The organism is Microbacterium sp. 2216-1 (assembly GCF_046507855.1).
GTDB classification, from domain to species: Bacteria; Actinomycetota; Actinomycetes; order Actinomycetales; family Microbacteriaceae; genus Microbacterium; species Microbacterium esteraromaticum_C.
Genome location: NZ_JBKFTM010000001.1, coordinates 1399402 through 1420740, shown reverse-complemented (window position 1 = coordinate 1420740; position 21339 = coordinate 1399402). Strand labels below are relative to the sequence as shown.

Below are 21339 nucleotides of genomic sequence, written 5' to 3'. Positions count from 1 at the left end.
AAGGAAACGGGGGAGCGACACGGGGAGCCTTGTCGGCTCGGCACAACGCGCGCTGTCCTCAGCCTATATCCGTTCGGGCGTACGACGACGCAACCGATCACCGATACACTGAACGGGTCAGGGCCTTTAGCTCAGCTGGTAGAGCGCCACGTTTACACCGTGGATGTCGTCGGTTCGATCCCGGCAGGGCCCACATCATCACCGGACTCCGCGTCGTTGTCGGAGGTCGCGTCATCGCCGGAAGCCGTGCCTGCGGCATCCGACGTCTTCGCGGTGGGGACCGCGTCACGATCCCCGGAGAGCCAGCGCGACCACGTTGCGCGCGGGTCGGACTCGAGCAGCAGCATGCGGCTGAACAGGGTCAGCGGGATCGACAGGATCGCACCCAGCGGGCCGATCACGAACGTCCAGAACACCACCGAGAAGAACGTGATCGTCAGGCTCAGCCCCACCGCGTCACTGACGAACTTCGGCTGGATCAGTACCTGCAGCGTGACGTTGACGATGCAGTAGATCGCGACCACACCGAGCATCAGCGGCCAGCCGCCGACCAGGAACGCGAGAATAGCCGGCGGCACGAGCCCGACGATGAAGCCGATGTTGGGGATGAAGTTCGTCACGAACGCGAGAACCGCCCAGACCACGGGCGCGGGCACCCCGAGCCACCACAGGGCGAGACCGTCGATGATCGCCACGATCGCTCCGAAGACGGCGTTGACGACGTAGTAGCGGCGGATGCCCGAGGTGAGGTTCGAGATGCGCGCCATGGTCGGCCCCTTGGCCGCACCGAACAGACGCGGGGCGTCGCGGTACCGCGATCCGTCGACGGCCATCATGATCACGTACGCGCAGACGAAGAACAGCGCCGTCGCGGTACCGAGCGTCGCGCTCCATGCGCTGCGGGCGATGCCCAGCAGCAGCGAGGGGTCCAGCAGTCCGGATGCGGCCTCCGCGAGACCCGCGCCGAGACCAGCCGTCTGCAGCAGGGCGATCAGCTCGTCGAGCGGCTGGGGCATCCCGGCGCTCGCGAGATCCTCGATCATGCGCACGAACTGCGCCCCGGCGATCCACAACAACAGGCCCATCAGCGCCAGAACGAGGTAGGCGAGGGCAATAACGGTGGTCGATGCCGCCCAACGCGGCCACCCGCGCCGCTCCAGCGGGCCCCGCACCGGCTCGCAGATGATCACGATGACCAGAGCGAGCGCGAGGGGCGTGATCAGATCCTGCGCCAGGTGCACGCCCACGAGCGTGACGGTCGCGGCTGCCAGCAGCAGAAGCACCCGCGTCGCGGGCGAGAGAATCGGTGCGGGGTCTTGTGCGGGGGTGGTCGTCACCTCGTCAGGGTAACGCCCTGCACTCGCCCGGGTGGGATGACGCGTCTCGCACGGCGATCGGATGCCCGCGAGAATGTGGGTATGCCGACTCGCTCCGTACGCCCCGACCTGCTGACTGTTGCGCGTTCGAGCGCCAATGAGGGCACGAGGGAGCGCGCACGAGAGGCCATCGGCCTGCAGATCTCGATCTTCGCCTTCGTACTCGTGGCGCTGATCGCCCTACCGGTCTTCGGCTTTCGGCCCGCACCCATCGCCGGAGCGGGCTCGCTCGGCCAGTTCGCCGCTGTCTCGGCGGCGGCCACCGCCGCCGTGGTGTTCGTGCTCGGACGGATCGTGGTGGCGGAACCGCAGAGACGCGAACGGCTAGCGGCGCTGGATCTCGTCGACGTCGCCGCGCTGGCCTTCGCACACGCGGTGATCGCGCTGCTGGGCTGGACGCTGGTGGCGGTGATTCTGGAGGCCGGACTCATCGGAGCGGTGGTCTTCCCCTTGCCGGTGCTGCTGCTTTCGGGTGCAGCGGCAGCGCTCACCGCTTATGTCGTCTTCGTCTCGGCCACCCACCTGGACCTCCAGCTGCTCGCCGTCGTGCTCGCCCTGTTCCTCGTGGTGGGAGTGCTCGCAAGCATGCTCACCGCGAGCGACCCGACGTGGTGGAAGGACAACCTCAGCGCCCTGGGTATGACCGATGACCTCTCGGCGCGCACGTTCAACCTGACGCTGATCATCGCGGGCATTCTGGTGACGACTCTCGCCCGCTACGCGACAAACGCGATTCCTGGGCAATCCGGGCGCGGAGTCGTCGCGGTGCGCACCTGCCTCATCATCGTGGGTGTTTTCCTCGGCATGGTGGGACTGTTCCCGGTGGATCAGTACTTCGCGCTGCACACGGGCGTGGCTTCGGGCATGGCCGTGGCCTTCGGTGTGCTGGTGGTCGGACTGAAATGGTGGCTACCCGGTGTGTCTCGCACGTTCCTGTCGATCGGCTACCTGTTCATCGCGGTGATCGTGCTGCACGCGGTGCTGTTCGCGACCGGCTACTACACGTTGACCGCCGTCGAGCTCGTCGCCGGTGTTGTCGTGTTCGCGTGGATCATCCTGCTGATCCGCACCGTGGCGGCTCTCGCACAGGATGCGAGCGCCGCCGATGCCGTGTCGGACGCGAGCGAGGCCGCGGAGCGAACCGCTTCGTGAGAGCCACCGGGCGTCGTGCTCTGGGCAGGACACGCGCTTCTGGGTAGGTTGTTCGCATGGCGCCTGCGCGGGGGAGTGTTCCGGTGGGATCGAACGTGCGATTCCGCGCCCCGATGCCTCGGCCTGAGAACGTGCGCCGCCCACGCGTCACCGCCACGATCGACGCGGCGCTCGCCCGCTACTCGTTCTGCATCGTGAGTGCGCCGAGCGGCTACGGCAAGACCACCGCAGTCGCTGAGTGGGGCGCGAACGCTGACCGGCTCGCCTGGCTCACGCTGAACGCGCTCGACGCGGATCCACGTCGCCTGGCGCGCGGCGTGCTCGACGCGCTGGCGGTCGCCACGGATGGGCGGGGCGGCGCGCCTTCGCATACGACCAGGTTCGATCCGCGTCGCGCCTACGCTGCCATCATCGACAGTCTGGAGTCTGCAGAGGGTGTCGTGCAGTTGGTGGTCGATGACGCGCATCGTGCCGGGGAAGCGTGGCGCGAGGGGCTGCTCGGGATGCTGTTGGAGCAGATGCCCGAGAAGCTGCGTATCGTGCTGGTCGGCACCACACTGCTCGAAGTCACCTCCGCTCGCGAACGGCTCATAGCACCCGACCTGTTCCTGTGCGCGGATGTGCTGCGGTTCACAGCGGACGAGATTGCTGAGCTGCACGCTGCCGGATCGCATACGCTCACCCCCGTCGCGATCCTGGAGGAGACGCAGGGATGGCCGATCGCCGTGTCGATGGTGATGATCGCCGGAGCACGGCCGGACTCGGACGCCACGTCGGCATCGGCCTTCCTCGCCGACTACGTGCGCGACTACGTGCTGGCTTCGTTGCCCCCTGCGTTGGCTCGGTTCATGCTCGATGCCAGCGTCTGCGCTGTTCTCGACGCAGACCTCGCGGCCAAGGTCACGGGCGAGGAGCATGCCGCGCGGTTGCTGGAGGAATGCGCGCGTCTCGGACTGTTCCTCGACAGGTTCGCGGTCCCCGAGGGCACGCGCTATCGGTGGCATGCGACCTTTTCGAAGACATGTTCATCGCTCCTCGCCGCCGAGGATCCCGCTCGGTTGGTCGAGCTCCACCGTCGAGCAGCCGCGCACCTGAGCCGCCCCGAGCCGATCACCGCGATATCGCACTCGATGCGCGCCACTGATATCGGCGCTGCACGCAGCACGCTTCTGGGGTGCTGGCTCGGCTTGAGCATGAACGGAAATGCGGCCGAGGTTGAGACCGCCGCGACGCGGATCATGATGCACCTGGCCGAGGATGCTGAGCTACTCCTGATCCGCGCATGCGCCACCGACATGCTCGGCGACCATCATTTGGCACACGACCTCTTCGTGCGCGGGCAGGCGCAGATCGCGACGTCCGGCGCGGCAGACGACGACGTCGTGCTCGACATCGCACGTCTCGTCATCTCGGATGAGCCCGAACGCGTGTCCGCTGCGCACGAACGGGTGCGCGAGAGGATGCTCGCGGGTGCGGCCGCCCCCGCACTCGCAGATCAGGTCGCCGTGAACACCCTCCTCGCATGGGCGGAGATCCGTCACCCCACCAATCCGGTGCTCCCGGCCGAGCACTTCGCGGCTGTGGCGAGGGAGATGCGGGGGCAGGAGCCGGATCTCTGGCCGCGTGCGCTCGGTGGAGTCGCCTTCGGACATATGTGGGCAGGACACCTGCGCCGGGCACGACATGTGCTTGACGAGATCAACGCCATGTCGGACTCGATCGATGCCAGTTCAGCGCGCGGCGGTCTCGATGTGAGCTCGATCATGGCGGAAGGACTCGTGGCCCACCTCTCCGGTGATCCCACGACGACCTCGCAGCTGTTCGCCGCGTTGACGGCGGGGGATGCCGACCCGTCGGTGGCATCCGTGGCGCGATTGATGCTCGCGTGCGCCGCCGCGGAGGGCGGCGACGTCGCGGCCTGCCGACGCGCCGCGATCGGAGCGCAGGAGATCCCGGTCGAGACCCTGCACGGTGTGCCGTGGGGTGTGATCCGGGAGACGGCCATAGCTGTGCTCGAAGAGGCCATCGGCAACCGCGATCGTGCACTGCGCATCGCGCGTCGACACGTGCGTCGCACGGACCTCCCGCTGGTCGCGCTCGCACTGTCCGGCGTGCTCCGTCGTGCGGAGGAGTACAGTGAGGCGCTCATCCAACTGCGCTCGCTGCGCACGTTCGCCGAGGTCTCGTACATCAAGGTCAGCACGCTCATCACAGCGGCGGTGATGAGAAGACACAACGGCGATCACGAGGCCGCGCACGATGTCTGTGAAGCTGCGCTCGCCGTGGCCGCATCCGAGGGCATCCGACTGCCGTTCGGAGTGCGGGAGACCGCCGTGCGCCGACTGCTCGGCGAGCATGTGCATCACGGAACCCAGTACGAGGACTTCATCAGCGAGTGCCTCGCGGACGACGCGGCTGGATCCGTTGCCGGGGTCTTGTCTGATCGGGAGCGAGAGGTGTACCGGCAATTGCAGACCTCGCGCACTCTGCCGGAGATCGCGCGGGAGCTTGGAGTCTCGGTCAACACCATCAAGACCCATCAACGCTCGATCTACCGCAAACTCGACGTGTCGTCGCGTCGCGACGCCGTGCGCGTCGGTCTCTGATCAGTTGCGGTGCGCCCCACCGTTGCGTTCACGCCACCGGCCGGCGTGATCGGAACGCACGCCGGCCGGGCACAGCGCCGGACACCGCCCTGGCCCGCGCTGCCTCCAGCACAAGGTCTGCGGCAGATACCGGGACCGGCCAGACGCCGATGAGCCGAGCACGCAGCGCGGTCGGCGGCCAATCCGCAGGCTGTGCAACGGCGGGATGTCCGACAAGGATGAGCGCCGCGGCAGCACCGATGCTCACATGCGCGCACAGCGTGGCAGCATCATCGACACCGATCATGCCCGGCACCGCGAGTGGGAGCCCCATCAGCGCGAGGTCGTCGTGGTCGACCTCGTAGAGGACGCCGCTGCTGATGGTGCGACGCCGCACGATGACCAAGTCCAGCAAGCGGATCCCGCCGCTGACCGCGCCACTCACGAGCGCGCGCAACAGAGCCGCATCGGGCCGTTCATCATCGACTCCGGCGAGCATCAGCGTGGTCTGTCCCAACGGCATGTCTCGGGTCTCCGTCCGCATCACAGAGCTCGCATCACAGGGTCCTGCGATGGTGACATCCCGTCCGAGCCAGACACGACTGCTGCTCACCCTGATCGGGCGACGCGACGATCCACGGTCTCACCCGCTGAGTAGCGTGAGGCGCGTGAGGCAGAAGAAGACCGCCGTCCCATCGCAACGCGCGCACGAGCGCCCCCGTGCATTGCGCTTCCTGCCCGCGCACCCTCTGCTGTCGGGGTTCACCGTCGCCGTGGGCGTCCTCCTGGCGATCGCGCTCGCCGCGACGATCGCCGGCATCTCGACGGTGCTGATCTCGATCTTTCTCGGACTGTTCCTCGCGCTCGGGCTGGATCCTGCCGTGCGCGCGCTGGAACGTCGCGGACTAACCAGACCTGTCGGGGTGACGATCGTCGCCGTGCTCTTCCTCGGGATCGTCGCGATCGTCGTCTTCCTCGTCGTTCCCGCGACCGTGCGGCAGATCTCAGCAGCAGTCAACGCGGCACCGCAGACGATCGCCGCCATGCAGCAGGCGGACTGGTATCTGAGTCTTGAACGCAGCCTGGGGGTCGACCTGGAGGCAGTCATCGCCGACGCGCTGCAGTCGTTCGCCTCGCTGAGTTCATTCCTCGCCATCTCGGGTGGCGTGCTGCGGGTCGGGTTCGGCGTCGTCGGCGCCGTCTCCAGCTTCATGATGGTGGTCGTCCTCACGCTCTACTTCGTCTCGTCGCTGCAGTCCATCAAGAACGCGCTCGCCGCTCTCGTCCCCTTCTACCGTCGAGACAGGTTCTCGCACCTGCTCGACGAGATCACCCGTTCGGTGGGAGGCGTCGTCGCCGGTGCCATCACGCTCTCGTCGCTCAACGCCGTCGTCGTACTGGTGCTGCAACTCGCGCTCGGTTCGTCGGCCCCCGTCGTGCTGGCGCTCGCCGCGTTCTTCATCACGCTCGTGCCGATGATCGGATCTGTGCTCTTCCTCGTGATCGGGAGCATCGCGACGCTGTTCGTCAGCCCCGTCGCCGCGGTGATCTTCGCGATCGCCTACCTCGCGTACATCCAAGTCGAGGCGTACGTGATCACCCCGCGCGTGATGGGCAGGGCGGTTGCCGTGCCCGGGGTGCTCGTGATCATCGGAGCGATGATCGGGGCGACGCTGATGGGTCTGCTCGGCGCTCTGGTGGCCATTCCGATCACGGCATCGGTGCTCATCATCATCCGCCAGGTCTGGATCCCGAGGCAGAACAGCCAGGTCACCGCTCCCGAGGACTGAGATCACCCGGCCAGGGTGATGCACGCCGTCCGTGGGGGCGACCGCGGTGCCAGCATGGCACCACGCACGTGATCGAGTCGGCGCGCGATGACCGTGGTAGAGAGGTGACGGGGTGCACAGACCACTGACCGGACTGACCTCGAAGAACCTCGTGCGCGAGATGCTCGCCGGCGTCACCCTGCTCGCGATCGCAATCCCGTTGAACATCGGCTATGCACAGATCGCGGGGCTACCGGCGACGGCGGGGCTGTATGCGCTGGTCGTGCCGACCATCGTGTACGCGGTCGTGGTGTCGTCGCGGCAACTGGTGGCGTCGCCCGATGCCGCGGCCGCAGCCCTGGTGGCGTCGTCGATCGGCGGTCTGGCGGCAGCCGGCTCCGAGGACTACCTGGCGATGGCGATGGCACAGGCGATCATCTGCGGCATCCTGTTCGTGCTGCTCGCCGTGTTCAAGCTGGGGTTCCTCGCGAACTTCCTGTCGAAGCCGATCCTGATCGGCTTCGTCGGTGGACTCGCACTCGACATTCTGGTCTCGCAGGTGGCGAAGATGCTCGGCATCTCGATCGACTCGGGCGGGGAGTTCGTCGACAAGTTGGTGGGCGTGATCGGCGGCCTCGGCAGTACGAATCTCTATGCACTCGCCATCTCGGGGTTCGCCGTCGTCGTGCTTCTGGCGGGCAAGCGATTCCTGAAGATGGTGCCGTGGGCCCTTGTCGTGATGGTTGCGGCGACCGTGGTGGTTCTGGTTGCCGATCTCGGCGACCGGGGCGTCGCCGTCCTCGGCGAGGTGCCCGCGGGTGCACCGCAGCTCACCTGGCCCATGCTCGACTGGCAGACCTGGTTGCTGCTGATCCCATCCGCGCTGGCACTGACGATGGTCACCACGGCAGAAGGTCTGCTCGTGTCGCGCTCGTACGGAGAGAAGCGGCACTATCGGACCTCGCCCAATCGCGACCTGCTCGCCTTCGGCGTCGCGAACGTGGCAGCGGGCGCGCAGGGCAGCTTCGCGGTCGGCTCATCGACAAGTCGAACCGCCGCTATGGACCAGGCGGGATCGCGCACGCAGTTGCCCTCGCTGGTACTCGCAGTCGGCACGCTGCTGCTGTTGCTCTTCGGTACCGGGCTACTGGAAGACATCCCGTCGCCGGCGATCGGCGCCATCGTCGGCGTGGCAATCCTGCCGCTGCTGGGATTCCGTGAGTTCCGCGCACTCTGGCACCAGGATCGTTTCGAGTTCAGCATCGGCGCGGTGTGCTTCCTGACCACGCTGTTCGTCGGTTCGATCGCCGGCATCCTCGTCGCCTTCGTGCTCGCCCTCGTCAACATCGCCAAGCGTGCGTCGAACCCCGCAATCGATGTGCTCGCCGCCGATGGTTCGCCCACGGCATCCCTTCTCGAGACCGCCGCAACCGGCGCGATGACGGCCCCCGGGGTCGTCGTGATCAGGATGGCCGCGCCGATGTTCTTCGCCAACGGCGACGCGTTCGCGGGAGCCGTACGCCGCGCCGTGCGCGCCCCCGGCGCGGGCGTCGTGCAGCACGTCGTGATCGATATGGAAGCGGTGACCGATGCAGACGTCACTGCCGCGGAGTCCTTTGAGGGGCTGACGGATTGGCTCCGATCCGAGGGCGTGATGCTGTCGTTCAGCCGGCTCCGGGCGGCCGCGCGCCCGCGCTTGGAGCGGCTCGGCATCCTCGCCGGCCAACACATCTTCGAGACCAACCGCGCGGCACTGGACGCCTTGCGCACCGATGACGCGCGAGATCAGCTCCGCGAACAGCAGTGAGACAGGAGAACCACATGAACGATTTCCGTTACGGACCCGTCGAGTTCTATCTGGTCGGGTTCGAAGGCGAAGGCCCCGACCCCGAGACGTTCCAGGCGCTACGAGATCTGCTCGCATCGGGTGCCGTGCGCCTGCTCGACTTCGTCCTGTTGACGAAGACCGCCGGTGGTGACGTCGAGACGCGCGATCTCGACGTCGACCAGGCAGACCTGCTCGGTGAAGCACACCCGCTCGCCGACGGACTGGCCGGTGAAGAGGACATCATGACGCTGGCCCAGCACGTGCCTGCCGGCACCTCGGCAGCCGTGGTCGTACTCGAGCTCGCCTTCGCCCGCACCTTGGCGGCGAAGCTGCAGGCGTCGGGCGGTGAGGTGCTGCGCACCGAGCGGGTCCCCGCCCCGGTCGTGAACGCGATGATCGACATTCTCGAACAGGAAGGTGAGTGAGATGCCATTGAGAAGAGTAGGTAGGCCCGGTCTGATCGGTCTGGCGGCTCGAACAGCCGTCGTCGCCGGTACCGCCAGCGCTGTGCAGGGCAGCGCCGCACGCAGACAGCAGGAGCGCGCCCAGCAGGAGCAGTATCAGGCTGCCGCGCAGCAGGCACAGATCGATGCCGCGGCGCAACAGGCCGCGGCACAGTACGCGCCGGCACCGGTGGCCCCCGCCCCGCAGGCCCCGGCCGCTGACGCGGGTGGCGATATGATCGCCAAGCTGCAGCAGCTGAGCGGGCTCCACGATGCGGGAGTGCTCTCAGACGACGAGTTCGCCGCAGCCAAGCAGAAGTTGCTGAGCTGACACGCCGCGAGGCGTCCGACCGGTCGTTCGCCTGGTCGGCGCCTTCGTGGATGCCGTCGCGCGGTCCGCACCGGAAAGAGGAGATCAGATGGGCGAGCTGGAAGATCTGAGAGCCAGGGTTGAACAACTCGAAAAGGAGAACGCGGGACTGCGGCGCCCGCGTCGGCGCCCTGCGGCGACGAGCATAGTCGCCGTCATCGCGCTGGTCCTGGGTGTGCTGCTCGCGCCCGTTGCCGCGGTCGGCACCTGGGCGCGCGTGCAGCTGGTGGACACGGATCGTTTCGTGGCCACGTTCGCGCCGCTGGCATCGGACCCTGACGTGCAGGACTTTGTCGCCGACCAGGTGAACGCAGCGATCCTCGACAACATCGACGTCGATGCCGTCGTCGAGGACGTCTTCGACGGCCTTCGGGGACTCGACCTGCCGCCGCGCGCGGAGTCGGCTCTGACGTTGCTACAGGCCCCCGCAGCCCGTGGAGTTGTTTCGCTTATCGACGGGGTCGTCCACGACCTGGTGGCTTCTGAACAGTTCGCCGTGATCTGGACGCAGTCGCTGCGGCTCGCCCATGAGCGGGCGGTCGCGATCATGCAGGACCAGCCCGGCACCGCGCTGCAGCTGACCGACGACGGCGTGCTGGCCATCGACCTCGGCGTTCTCGTGGCTCAGGTCAAGCAGACGCTCACCGATCGTGGGGTCGGTATCGCAGGGCTGATCCCGGTGATCGACCGCACCGTGCCTATTGCGCAGGCGGATGCCCTCGTGCTGGTGCGCACGGTGTATCAGATCGCCGTGTCGGTCGGGTTCTGGCTGCCATGGATCGTGTTCGGGCTGCTCGTGCTCGGCGTCGCACTCGCGAAGGACCGCACGCGTGCGCTGATGTGGACGTCGGCGTCGTTCGCGGCGATGTTCCTGCTGCTCGCGGCCGGGGTAGGAATCGGGCGGGGCTTCTTCGCCCGAGCCGTCGCACCGTCGACGATGACCTTTGACGCGGCCGATGCGCTGTTCGACGGCCTCACGGTGCTGTTGCGGTCGACGATCATGGCGCTCGCGTTCTTCGGTGTCGTGGTCGCGATCTGGGCCTGGTTCGCCGGGACGAGCCGCCCGGCCGTCGCTGTGCGCGGGTTGCTCGGCAGTGGATTCACCGCCGTGCGCTCGGCTGCCGAGCACCGAGGTCTCTCTACCGGCAGGTTCGGTGCGGCGGTGGAACGCTATCGCGGCGCGATCCTGGTGGCGGGACTGGTGATCGCACTGGTCGTGCTGATGATGGCGCGTCCGATCTCGTTCGCGACCGTGCTGTGGACGGCAACTGGATTCGGTGTGCTGCTGATCATCGTGGAACTGGTGCGCAGCGGAACACCGGAAGAGGACGGACCGGAAGGCGACGCGGTGGCTGACAGTGATGACACCGCGCACGCTGACGAGGACGAAACGGAATCGGAGCCCGTGCCCGGCGCGAAGATGGGCTGATCGATCGGAGTCGCGCATGATCGGCGCGGTGTGGCAGTTGATCCCGGTGGCGCTCGGGGTGATGGCGAGTCCGCTGGCCGTGCTGGGGCTGATCGGCATCCTGCTCTCGCGGCGTCCTCGTCGCAACGGCATCGCCTACCTGGCGGGGTGGATGCTGAGCATCGCCTTCCTGCTGACGGCGGGCATCCTGATGCTGGTGGCGGCCGGCGACATGGGGCCGTATCGCCAACCGGGTTGGGTGGCTGTGCTGCACTTCGTGATCGGCGCGATCTGCCTCGGCGGTGCGGGCTGGATCTATCTGCGCGCGCGACGGGTGATCGAGCTCGTCGCCGCGGCCCGCACTCCGGACGAGCTCGCGGCCGCGGCGCCGCAGCTTCCTCGTCTTGTTCGTAGCGTCGCCCGGTACACGCCACCACGGTCCTTCGGTCTGGGCGCGGCGATCTTCTTGAACCCGATGAACATCTCGCTGGTCGCCGCGGCGGCACTGGCGATCATTCACACCACACCCGGTGGCGGCGAACGAGTGATGCTCGGTCTGGGGTTCGTGGTCGCCGCGGCGGCGCCGGTCGCGGTTCCGGTGCTGATCGTGCTGTTTCGGCGCCAGCGCGCCGAACCGATGCTGCGCGGGCTGCGTCGGTGGATGCTGAAGCACAACGGCTATCTGAGCGCGGGGGTGCTCTCGATCGTGGGCGTGCTGCAGATCGTCAAGGCCGTGCAGGTCTGGGTGTGAGTGACGGGACCCGTCACAGCTCCTGGTGATGCGCGGGATCCGCGTCGAAGAGTCGCCCGTCGGGTCGCCCCAGCCCGGTGATGGCCTCGACTTCGCCGGGGGAGAGCACCACTGCGGCGGCGGCAAGGTTCGCCCGCTGATGGGCGGCTGACGAGGCCTTCGGGATCGAGACCGTGCCTCTCGCCGCATGCCACGCGAGCACGGTCTGTGCCGGCGTGATGCCATGCGCGGATGCGATGTCGACGATGACCGGTTCTGCGAGTAGTTCTCCGGCCCGCCCGAGGGGACTCCAGGCGACCGTGAGTATGCCGCGCTCGGCATGGAGCCGCACGGCGTCTTCCTGCGGGAAGTACGGGTGCACCTCGATCTGGTTCGTCACCGGCCGCACGCCGGACTCGCGCTCGATGCGATCCAGGTGCTCGGGGAGGAAGTTCGACACGCCGATCTGGCGGACGGTGCCGCGCTGTTGCGCGTCCACGAGCGCTTGCCACGCCTGCGCATACAGATCGCGCGCGGGGTTGGGCCAGTGGATCAGGTGCAGATCGGTGGCGTCGAGACCGAGCCGGTATCGGCTCTCTTCGATGCTCACGCGAGCACGGGCGCTCTCGTGGTGGCGGCCGGGCAGCTTGGTCGTGACGATGAGATCGGAGCGATCCACATCGGATGCTGCGATGCCGGCGCCGACGGCGCCTTCGTTCTCGTAGTTGAACGCCGAATCGATCAAGCGGTATCCGAGTGCGATCGCGGCGGTGACGGCTGCGGCACCCGCATCTCCGTTGAGGCGGTACGTGCCCAGGCCGATCGCCGGCATCCGGAAGCCGTTGTGGGCGGTGAAGAACGGGACCTCGGTCATGGGTGCTCCTTTCGGCGGGTTCGGTCAGCCTACGCGCCGAGCGGGAGAGCAGGATGCGACGATGGTCACATGTCGAAATCCTCGCTGCCCACCGACGATCAGCGTTGCCCGTGCACGAGCGGGAACCTCTTCGGTGCGTGTTGCGGCCCGGTGCTGAAGTCAGGTGAGGCTCCTGGTGCGCTGCGGTTGATGCGCTCTCGTTTCACGGCGTTCGCGATCGGCGATGCCGGTCATCTGCTGCGCACCTGGCATGCGAGCACACGCCCCGATGACCTCGAGCTGGATGACGACGTGCGCTGGTACCGTCTCGACATCCTCGATCAGCAGCGCGGCGGTCCATTCGATGTTGAGGGCGTGGTTGAGTTCGAGGCGTTTTATCGTCAGGGCGCCGAGCGCGGGTCGATGCGTGAGCGCAGCCGCTTCGTGCGTGAGGACGGCTCGTGGTTCTACGTCGACGGCATCGTCGCCAGCAGATAGATTTGACACTGTGAAGGCCACCCCTGAGAACCAGCGCACCCTGCTCGACATCGCCGACCTGGATCGTAAGATCGGCCAGGCGGAGCGGGCGAGCAAGACACCGGCGCAGGGCGCTCGCATCAATGAGCTCGCGGCGGTCCGCAAGCAGCAGCTGGGCGAACTCACGGCGCTGACCGGAACCCTCGACGACGCCCGTGCCGATCTGCGTCGGCTCGAGTCGGACGTCGCGTTGGCCGCACAGCGCCGCGACCGTGACGCCGAGCGTCTGGCGGCGGCGACCGACCCCAAGCAGGCGCAGGCGCTTGAGAACGAGATCGAGAGCCTCGGGCGCCGGATCAGTTCGCTCGAGGATGACGAGCTCGACGTGATGGGGCGAGTCGAAGAGGCACAGGCCGCCGTTGACGCACAGCAGGCGCTGATCGACCAGACGCAGTCCGAGGGTGCCCAGTTGACCGCCGCGGCCAAGGCCGAGATGGCGGCGGCCGCGACCGAGTGCGAGCATCTGTCGCGCGATCGTGCGGCATTGGCTGCGTCGGTTGCACCGGAGCTGCTCGCCGATTACGAACGGCGCGCATCTCGCGGCGTGGGTGTCGGTCTGCTGCGCCGGGGCGTCTGCGAGGGATGTCAGATGATGCTGGCCGGGACCGATCTGAACGAGGTGCGCCGCGCGGCTTCCGACGACGTCGTCTCGTGCCCCGAGTGCGGTGGCATCCTCGTGCGTACGGACGAGTCGGGGCTGTGATTCGACGCCACGCACGCGCCGTTCGACCGTGACGCGGTGATGTCGGATGCCCGGCAGACGTACCTGAGCCCCGATCCGGTGCATGCGGTCGTGGGGCGCGCACCGGACGGTGGATGGCAGATCGCGCTGTGCACTGAACAGAACCCGGATGCGCAACCCGAGCACGTCGCGGACACCGAACTCGTTGCGCGCGTCCGGCAGATCGAAGCGGAGCTCGCGCCGCGCTGGACGGTGCGCAGTCTGCGCTCCTTCGCGCCACGGCTCCTGGCCGCGGGTGTGCGCCCGCGACGAGCTCATGATCTGGTGCTGTGTCATGCGATCCTCCGCGACACGGCCGCGCTGAACGCGCCGTTGACGCCTTCGCCGCTGTGGATGCGTACCGACGAGGCGGAGAGCGAGACCGGCCAACCCGGCCTGTTCGACGTCGATCTCGGCGCACCCGCGCCGGCCGATCAATTCGATGCGGTGCACGCCCAATGGGTCGCCCAGCTCACGGCTCTGCGCACAAGCGCCGATGGCCGGTTGCGCCTGTTGTGCGCGGCGGAGTCCGCCGGTGCGCTGGTGGCAGAGGAGATGACCGCCGCCGGCCTGCCCTGGAGCGTCGACGTGCACGAGGGCATCCTGCACCAGCAGTTGGGGCCGCGGCCGATGCGCGGGGCGAGGCCCGCGCACATGGCGCGCCTCGCAACGGCGATCGGCGATCTTCTGGATGACCCGACACTCAACCCCGACAGTCCGCCTCGGCTGCTGCGCGCCCTGCATCGCGCCGGCGTGTTCGTCGAATCGACGTCGAAGTGGGAGCTGTCACAGATCGAGCACCCCGTGGTGGAACCGTTGCTGGAGTACAAGCGGCTGTCGCGGCTGTTCACTGCGAACGGGTGGGCGTGGTTGGACGAGTGGGTGCGTGATGGGCGCTTCCGACCCGTGTATCTCACCGGTGGCGTCGTCACGGGGCGGTGGGCTTCGGTGGGCGGGGGAGCGCTGCAGATCCCGCGCCTGCTGCGCCAGGCGGTGTCGGCCGACCCCGGATGGACACTCGTGGCGGCGGACGTGGCGCAGCTGGAGCCCCGCGTTCTGGCGGCGATGTCACGCGATACGGCCATGGCAGAGGCGGCCCGCGGCCGAGACCTGTACGAGGGTGTGGTGCGGTCCGGCGCCGTGGCCACGCGTGAGGAGGCGAAGTACGCCGTGCTGGGTGCGATGTACGGTGCCACGACGGGGGAGAGCGGCCGGCTGGTGCCCCGGCTGCGAAAGGTGTATCCGCGGGCCATGGGCCTTGTCGACGCGGCGGCTCACAGCGGCGAACAGGGCGGCGTGGTCAGCACGCTGCTGGGGCGCAGTTCGCCCCGCCCCGACGAGGGATGGCGCAGCGAGCAATCGCGCGCGAGCGCCCCTGACGCGGTCGGAGGGGATGAGTCCCGGGCGCGCAGTCGAGCGCGCGAGCGCGGCCGCTTCACCCGCAACTTCGTCGTGCAGGGCACCGCGGCCGAGTGGGCGCTGCTCTGGTTGGCAGAGATTCGGCATCGCCTCACCGCCCTGCCGACGGCATCCGCTCCCGCGCCCGACTCGGGCCCGGTGTTCGGCTCGCACGCGCATCTGGCGTTCTTCCTGCACGATGAGGTGATCGTGCATGCCCCGCGTGACCAGGCCGATGCCGTCGCAGGGGTATTGCGCGCCGCGGCCGACGCAGCGACGCGGCGGTTGTTCCCCGGATTCGACATCGACATCCCGTTGGACGTGCACATCGGCGCCGATGCGGCGAAGCACGCATAGCGCAGGCACGTAGAATCAGAGGGTGAGTGGGTCGGCCGGACGGTCGCGTGGCGCGAGAGCGCACCGAGGAACGTCCGGGCTCCACAGGGCAGGGCGGTGGGTAACACCCACCCGGAGCGATCCGCGAGACAGTGCCACAGAGAGAAGACCGCCCGTCGTGCCTGACGGCCGACGGGTAAGGGTGAAAGGGTGGTGTAAGAGACCACCGGGGGACGTGGTGACACATCCCGCCAGGTAAACCTCGCCCGGAGCAAGACCAGACAGAGGACGTTGACGCGGCCCGCCGAGTCCTCGGGTAGGTTGCTGGAACGGCACGGCAACGTGTCGTCGAGAGAGATGGCCGTCAAGGGAGCGAAGAACTCCTGAACAGAACCCGGCGTACAGGCCGGCCCACTCGCATCAACGGGAAAGGGACCGATCGGATGATCGGTCCCTTTCCCGTTGATGCGAGAGCGCTCAGTGCGCGGCGAGCGACGCGGCGCCGATGATGCCCGAGGCGTTGCGGTGCACGGCCGCGACGATGGGTGTGCGCAGGTCGAGCAACGGCAGGAACCTCTCGGGGTGTTTCGAGACGCCGCCGCCGACGACGAAAAGATCGGGGCTGAACAGGAACTCGACGTGGCGGTAGAACTCCTGCAGGCGAGCGGACCAGGCCTCCCACGACAGGTTCTCGCGCTCCATCGCGGAGTAGGCCGTCCAGCGCTCGATCGATTCGCCCTCGCGGTTGAGGTGTCCAAGCTCGGTGTTCGGGATGAGCACGCCGTCGTAGAGGAAAGCCGATCCGATGCCGGTGCCGAGCGTGGTCATGATCGTCAGGCCACGGGCATCCCGTGCCGCGCCGTGGCGCGCCTCTGCGACACCGGCTGCGTCGGCGTCGTTGACGAAGGTGATGTCGCGCCCCAGCCCCTGCTCGAAGAAGCGTTCGGCCTCGAAGTCCACCCATTCCTTGGCGATGTTCGCCGCGGACAGCGTCTTGCCGTACTTCACGATGGCGGGGAACGCGACGCCGAGCGGCAGGGTCGACTGGGCGACACCGAGCGTGTCCAGCACACCGCGGACGGTCTCGAGAACGTCCTGCGGGCGCGCGCCCTCAGGCGTGGGGACACGGACGCGGTCGGAATCGAGCGTGCCGGTCTGCAGGTTGACGATTCCCGCCTTGATGCCGGTGCCGCCGATGTCTACGCCGATTGCCTGTGCCATGAGGAATAGCCTAGCGATGCGCGGGTCTGCGATTAGGATCGTGACAAGATCCCGAACAAGGAGCTGAGATGTCCGACGGTGACGAGAAGTACTGGTACAACCTCAGAACCGGCGAGGTCGAGTTCGGCATGCAGTCGGCATCGGTCGACCGAGTGGGCCCCTTCGACACCGCCGACGAAGCCGCGCACGCGCCGGAACTCCTGCGTGAGCGCTCGAACGCCTGGGCCGAGGACGACGCCGCCGAGAGCGGCTGGGACGCGACGGGACCGGTGGGCGGGGCGTGAGCGTCGACAAGCAGCGCGACTTCGTTCTGCGCACCATCGAGGAACGCGGCGTCAAGTTCGTACGGTTGTGGTTCACCGACGTGATCGGCACGCTGAAGTCGGTGGCGATCGCACCGGCCGAGGTCGAGGGCGCCTTTGCCGAGGGGATCGGTTTCGACGGCTCCGCGATCGAGGGTCTTACCCGTACCTTCGAGTCCGACCTGCTCGCCCAGCCAGACCCGACCACGTTCCAGACGCTGCCCTGGCGCGGGGACATCGACCCCACCGCGCGGATGTTCTGCGATCTGACCACTCCCGATGGGCGACCAGCGGTGTCGGACCCGCGCAATGTGCTGCGCCGGGCGCTCGCGAAGGCGGCCGACGCGGGCTTCACCTTCTATACCCACCCTGAGATCGAGTTCTATCTGCTGAAGTCGTCGCAGCTGGGGCCGGACGGCCCCATCCCAGCAGACAACGCCGGCTACTTCGACAACGTCCCGGGGGGGACGGCGCACGACTTCCGTCGTAGCGCGGTGCGGATGCTGGAAGACCTGGGCATCTCGGTCGAGTACAGCCACCACGAGGGTGGACCGGGTCAGAACGAGATCGATCTGCGCTACGCCGACGCCCTGACGACCGCCGACAACATCATGACCTTCCGCACGGTGGTCAAGGAGGTGGCGATCGAGCAGGGCGTCTACGCGACGTTCATGCCCAAGCCGCTGAACGATCAGCCCGGCAGCGGCATGCACACGCACCTGTCGCTGTTCGAGGGCGATGCGAACGCCTTCTACGAGCCCGGCGCCGAGTACCAGCTCTCGCTGGTCGGCCGCCGGTTCGTTGCCGGCCTGCTGCGGCACGCGAACGAGATCGCCGCGGTCACGAATCAGTTCGTCAACTCGTACAAACGTCTCTGGGGCGGTGCTGAGGCGCCCAGCTTCGTCACGTGGGGGCACGCCAACCGTTCGGCACTCGTGCGGGTGCCGATGTACAAGCCCAACAAGTCGCAGTCCACGCGCGTGGAGTACCGCGGCCTGGACTCGGCGGCAAACCCGTACCTCGCGTTCGCGCTGATGCTTGCGGCGGGGTTGAAGGGCATCGAGAACGAGTATGAGCTGCCGCCCGAGGCGGAGGACAACGTCTGGTCGCTGAGCGATGCCGAACGGCGTGCCCTCGGCTACGAGCCGTTGCCCGCGAGTCTCGACCATGCACTGGAGTACATGCAGGACTCCGAGCTCGTCGCCGAGACGCTCGGTGAGCAGGTATTCAACTACGTGCTGCTGAACAAGCGCAAGGAGTGGGAGGCGTACCGCGGTCAGGTCACGCCGTTCGAGCTCAAGAGCAACCTCGGGCTGCTCTGAGTGCGGTCATGACGCGCCCTGATGCGTCGGTCTCGCTGTCCGCCCTGGCGAGACTGGGCTTTGTCGAGCTCGCGGCGGCGTCGGCGGAACTCACCGAGCTGTCCGAGCTGACGGGGCTGGAACGCACCGAGCTGGCCGACGGAATGTCCGCGGCCGATCCGGATGCCGCCGTGCACGGTCTGGTGGGGATCGCCCGCCGTGACCCGGATCGGGTCCGTGCAGTGCTGTCCGACTCGGAGGCTCGGACCGCGGCCTGGCGATTGTTCGGTGTCTCACGGGCTCTGGCAGAGTTCTTCGCGCGCCATCCGGAGCACCTCGACGGTAAAGCCCTGCGGCGCAGCGCGTTGCCCACCGCGGACGAGATGCGCGAGCGGATGCTGGCGGCTGTCGACGCCGGCGATGGCTTCGCCGCGGCGGTTGATCCCACGACGGCACTGCGGGTCGAGTATCGACGCTGCGTCGCCGAGATCGCGGCGGTCGATGCAGCATCCGAGGATCCGCTGTCGGTGATCGCGGACGTTTCGGCCGCCCTCGCGGATGCTGCCGGCGCGGCGCTCGAGGCCGCCCTCGCCGTCGCACGCACCCTTGTGCTCGACGCCGGTCGTTCCGGCGACCGCGGGGAGATCGCTGCCACACGCCTGGCGGTCATCGGCATGGGCAAGACCGGTGCGCTGGAACTGAACTACTGCAGCGACGTGGACGTGATCTTCGTCGCCGGCACCACTGACGATTCGGTCATCTCAGAAGGGCGTGCGATCGACATCGCCACGCGGCTGGCGCAGGAAGCGATGCGCGTGCTCTCGGCGTACGGCATCGAACCGCCGCTGTGGGAGGTCGATGCAGCACTGCGTCCAGAGGGCAAGCAGGGGGCGCTGGTGCGCTCGCTGGCCTCGCACCTGGCGTACTACGACCGATGGGCCAAGAGCTGGGAGTTCCAGGCGCTGCTGAAGGCACGGGCGATCGCGGGCGACACCGAGCTGGGGGCCGAGTACATCGCTGCCGTGCAGCCGAAGGTGTGGTCGAGCGCCGAGCGCGAGGACTTCGTCGAGAGCGTGCAGGGCATGCGCGAACGTGTCACCGACAACATCCCGCACGACCAGCTGCCGTATCAGCTCAAGCTCGGCCCGGGCGGTCTGCGCGACATCGAGTTCACGGTGCAGCTGCTGCAGCTCGTACACGGGTTGACCGATGAGACGCTGCGAACCAGGGGCACACTGGAGTCGCTGGATGCCCTGGTCGAGGGCGGGTACATCGGTCGCACGGAGGCGGCGTCGTTCGGTCATGAGTACCGGGTGCTGCGTCTGCTGGAGCACCGCCTGCAGCTACGAGATCTGACGCGCACGCACCTTCTGCCGGACGACGACGAGGGCATGCGACGGCTGGCGCGAGCGACCGGGCTCGCCGACAGCGCCTCCGGGCTGCGCCGGGCGTGGGAAGACCTGCGCCGCGAGGTGCGCGACCAGCACACCCGGTTGTTCTACCGCCCCTTGCTGGCGGCGGTCGCCTCGTTGCCGGCTGAAGAGCGGATGCTGTCCGAGCAGCAGGCCGGAAAGCGCCTGGCGGCCATCGGATTCCGCGACCCCGCCGGGGCGTTGCGCCACATCGCTGCGTTGACCTCGGGGCTCAGCCGCAAGGCCACGATTCAGAAGCATCTGATGCCGGTGATGCTGCGCTGGTTCGCCGAGGGAACCGATCCGGACTACGGTCTGATCGCGTTCCGCAGGATCAGCGAGAGACTGGGTGACACCCACTGGTTCCTGCGCATGCTGCGGGACTCGTCAGGGGCCGCGCAGCGACTCACCCGTGTGCTGTCCAGCTCGCGCTACGTGGGCGAGCTCATGGAGTGGATCCCCGAATCGGTGGCCTGGCTGGATGCACCCGCCGCCCTGCGCCCACGGGGAGGCACTGCTCTTGACGATGAGGCCAGGGCGATCCAGACCCGGCACGCCACGACCAAGGACGCCCTGCGCGCCGTGCGTGCGCTGCGCCGACGTGAGCTGCTGCGCACCGCCATGGGCGCCGTCCTGGAACAGGTCGGCGTCGACGAGATGGCCAGGGCACTCACCGAGATCACCGAGGCGACGATTCAGGCGGCGCTGCGTGCCGTACGACGCGAGGTCGTCCCCGCTGAAGACGACGCGATGGACTTCTCGATCATCGCGATGGGCCGTTTCGGGGGAGCGGAACTGGGGTTCGGCTCGGATGCTGACGTGCTGTTCATCTACGACGCGAACGGCATCGACCCGCAACGCGCGCAGCAGCACGCCGCGAAGATCGTCGCCGGGCTGCGCGAGCACCTCACCGACCACCGGCTCCCGCTCGATCTCGACGCCGACCTGCGACCCGAGGGACGCAACGGTCCGATCGTCCGCAGCATCGAGGCGTACACCCAGTACTACCGGCGGTGGTCGCTGTCGTGGGAGGCGCAGGCACTGCTGCGCGCCCGCGGTATCGCGGGCAGCCTCAAGCTGATCGCGAAGTTCACCGAGCTCGCCGACAGCATCCGCTATCCCGAGGCCATCTCGGAACAGGGCGTCCGTGAGATCAAACGGATCAAGGCTCGGGTGGAGGGGGAGCGGCTACCGCAGGGGGCCGACCCGCGTCGGCATCTCAAGCTGGGCCCGGGGACCCTCAGCGACGTCGAATGGATGGTGCAGGTGCTGCAGTTGCAGCACGGCCACCGCGTGCCGGATCTGCGCACCACGTCGACCATGCAGGCGCTGGACGCCGCCGTGCTGGCGGATCTGCTGCCGGTATCGGATGCAGAGCGACTGCGTGAGGCGTGGGTGCTGGCCAGTAGGCTCCGCTCGGCGATGACCCTGCTCACCGGACAGACCAGGGACGTGCTGCCGAGCGAGATCCGCGAGCTCGACGGCGTCGGGCGGTTGCTGGGATATCCTGATCGCGCCGCGACCCTGCTGGACGAGGACTACCTGCGCGTCACGCGCCGGGCGCGGCGGGTCTTCGAGAAGCAGTTCTACGGCTGAA

General features: G+C 67.9%; 18 protein-coding genes, 1 tRNA gene and 1 other RNA gene. 16 read left to right on the top strand and 4 right to left on the bottom strand.

All coding sequences use genetic code 11. The features are described from left to right. Positions 1-120 precede the first annotated feature (120 nt). Positions 121-193 (top strand) — tRNA-Val (locus ACLD0U_RS06610). On the opposite strand, the gene ACLD0U_RS06605 is transcribed toward ACLD0U_RS06610, so the two are convergent. After that, positions 153-1283, bottom strand: a complete 1131-nt coding sequence (locus ACLD0U_RS06605) for an AI-2E family transporter (RefSeq protein WP_206824310.1) — start codon at positions 1281-1283, stop codon at positions 153-155. The genes ACLD0U_RS06610 and ACLD0U_RS06605 overlap by 41 nt on opposite strands. A gap of 135 nt (positions 1284-1418) precedes the next feature. On the opposite strand from ACLD0U_RS06605, the gene ACLD0U_RS06600 reads away from it, so the two are divergent. Then, positions 1419-2528 carry a DUF998 domain-containing protein gene (locus ACLD0U_RS06600; protein ID WP_179410710.1) on the top strand — a complete coding sequence of 370 codons (1110 nt, stop codon included), beginning with the start codon at positions 1419-1421 and terminating at the stop codon, positions 2526-2528. Positions 2529-2659: 131 nt separating this feature from the next. Continuing rightward, positions 2660-5134 carry a LuxR C-terminal-related transcriptional regulator gene (locus tag ACLD0U_RS06595; RefSeq protein WP_410340134.1) on the top strand — a complete coding sequence of 825 codons (2475 nt, stop codon included), beginning with the start codon at positions 2660-2662 and terminating at the stop codon, positions 5132-5134. 28 nt (positions 5135-5162) lie between these two features. Here the strand turns inward: ACLD0U_RS06595 and ACLD0U_RS06590 are convergent, their stop codons facing one another. After that, entirely contained in the window at positions 5163-5636 is a 474-nt protein-coding gene (locus ACLD0U_RS06590) for a DUF6325 family protein (RefSeq protein WP_410340133.1), read from the bottom strand. A gap of 145 nt (positions 5637-5781) precedes the next feature. Here ACLD0U_RS06590 and ACLD0U_RS06585 point away from each other — a divergent pair, with 145 nt between their 5' ends. The 6 genes from ACLD0U_RS06585 (at position 5782) to ACLD0U_RS06560 (ending at position 11682) form a co-directional block, all read left to right on the top strand. Next, positions 5782-6903, top strand: coding sequence for an AI-2E family transporter (locus ACLD0U_RS06585; RefSeq protein WP_410340132.1), 1122 nt, complete (start codon positions 5782-5784; stop codon positions 6901-6903). Between the two features lie 112 nt (positions 6904-7015). Further along, positions 7016-8689, top strand: a complete 1674-nt coding sequence (locus tag ACLD0U_RS06580) for a SulP family inorganic anion transporter (RefSeq protein WP_410340131.1) — start codon at positions 7016-7018, stop codon at positions 8687-8689. Between the two features lie 14 nt (positions 8690-8703). After that, positions 8704-9135, top strand: coding sequence for a DUF6325 family protein (locus ACLD0U_RS06575; protein WP_179410714.1), 432 nt, complete (start codon positions 8704-8706; stop codon positions 9133-9135). Between the two features lies 1 nt (position 9136). Beyond that, positions 9137-9484 carry an SHOCT domain-containing protein gene (locus ACLD0U_RS06570; protein ID WP_206820443.1) on the top strand — a complete coding sequence of 116 codons (348 nt, stop codon included), beginning with the start codon at positions 9137-9139 and terminating at the stop codon, positions 9482-9484. 88 nt (positions 9485-9572) lie between these two features. Continuing rightward, positions 9573-10952, top strand: a complete 1380-nt coding sequence (locus ACLD0U_RS06565; RefSeq protein WP_410340130.1) for a hypothetical protein — start codon at positions 9573-9575, stop codon at positions 10950-10952. Between the two features lie 16 nt (positions 10953-10968). Beyond that, entirely contained in the window at positions 10969-11682 is a 714-nt protein-coding gene (locus ACLD0U_RS06560) for a GAP family protein (RefSeq protein WP_410340129.1), read from the top strand. Positions 11683-11695: 13 nt separating this feature from the next. Here the strand turns inward: ACLD0U_RS06560 and ACLD0U_RS06555 are convergent, their stop codons facing one another. Beyond that, entirely contained in the window at positions 11696-12535 is an 840-nt protein-coding gene (locus tag ACLD0U_RS06555; protein WP_206549784.1) for an aldo/keto reductase, read from the bottom strand. A gap of 69 nt (positions 12536-12604) precedes the next feature. On the opposite strand from ACLD0U_RS06555, the gene ACLD0U_RS06550 reads away from it, so the two are divergent. From ACLD0U_RS06550 to rnpB, 4 genes are all read left to right on the top strand, one after another. After that, positions 12605-13012, top strand: a complete 408-nt coding sequence (locus tag ACLD0U_RS06550; protein ID WP_179410719.1) for a YchJ family protein — start codon at positions 12605-12607, stop codon at positions 13010-13012. Positions 13013-13022: 10 nt separating this feature from the next. Beyond that, entirely contained in the window at positions 13023-13754 is a 732-nt protein-coding gene (locus ACLD0U_RS06545; protein ID WP_179410720.1) for a zinc ribbon domain-containing protein, read from the top strand. 39 nt (positions 13755-13793) lie between these two features. After that, the gene (locus ACLD0U_RS06540; RefSeq protein ID WP_410340275.1) at positions 13794-15527 is read left to right on the top strand and encodes a bifunctional 3'-5' exonuclease/DNA polymerase; all 1734 of its coding nucleotides are present in this window, start codon (positions 13794-13796) and stop codon (positions 15525-15527) included. Between the two features lie 27 nt (positions 15528-15554). Beyond that, positions 15555-15924, top strand: an RNA gene (gene rnpB, locus ACLD0U_RS06535) — RNase P RNA component class A. Positions 15925-15983: 59 nt separating this feature from the next. On the opposite strand, the gene ppgK is transcribed toward rnpB, so the two are convergent. Further along, positions 15984-16727: a polyphosphate--glucose phosphotransferase gene (gene ppgK / locus ACLD0U_RS06530; protein WP_206549786.1), complete on the bottom strand. Its 744-nt coding sequence runs from the start codon at positions 16725-16727 to the stop codon at positions 15984-15986. A 68-nt stretch (positions 16728-16795) separates the two neighbouring features. On the opposite strand from ppgK, the gene ACLD0U_RS06525 reads away from it, so the two are divergent. The 3 genes from ACLD0U_RS06525 to ACLD0U_RS06515 are packed head-to-tail and all read left to right on the top strand — an operon-like array spanning position 16796 to position 21338. Next, complete coding sequence (locus ACLD0U_RS06525; RefSeq protein ID WP_179410722.1) at positions 16796-17011, top strand: SPOR domain-containing protein; 216 nt, start codon at positions 16796-16798, stop codon at positions 17009-17011. Further along, positions 17008-18351, top strand: a complete 1344-nt coding sequence (locus ACLD0U_RS06520) for a glutamine synthetase family protein (protein ID WP_179410723.1) — start codon at positions 17008-17010, stop codon at positions 18349-18351. The genes ACLD0U_RS06525 and ACLD0U_RS06520 overlap by 4 nt, the downstream gene beginning before the upstream one ends. A gap of 8 nt (positions 18352-18359) precedes the next feature. Next, positions 18360-21338, top strand: coding sequence for a bifunctional [glutamine synthetase] adenylyltransferase/[glutamine synthetase]-adenylyl-L-tyrosine phosphorylase (locus ACLD0U_RS06515; RefSeq protein ID WP_410340128.1), 2979 nt, complete (start codon positions 18360-18362; stop codon positions 21336-21338). Position 21339 lies beyond the last annotated feature (1 nt).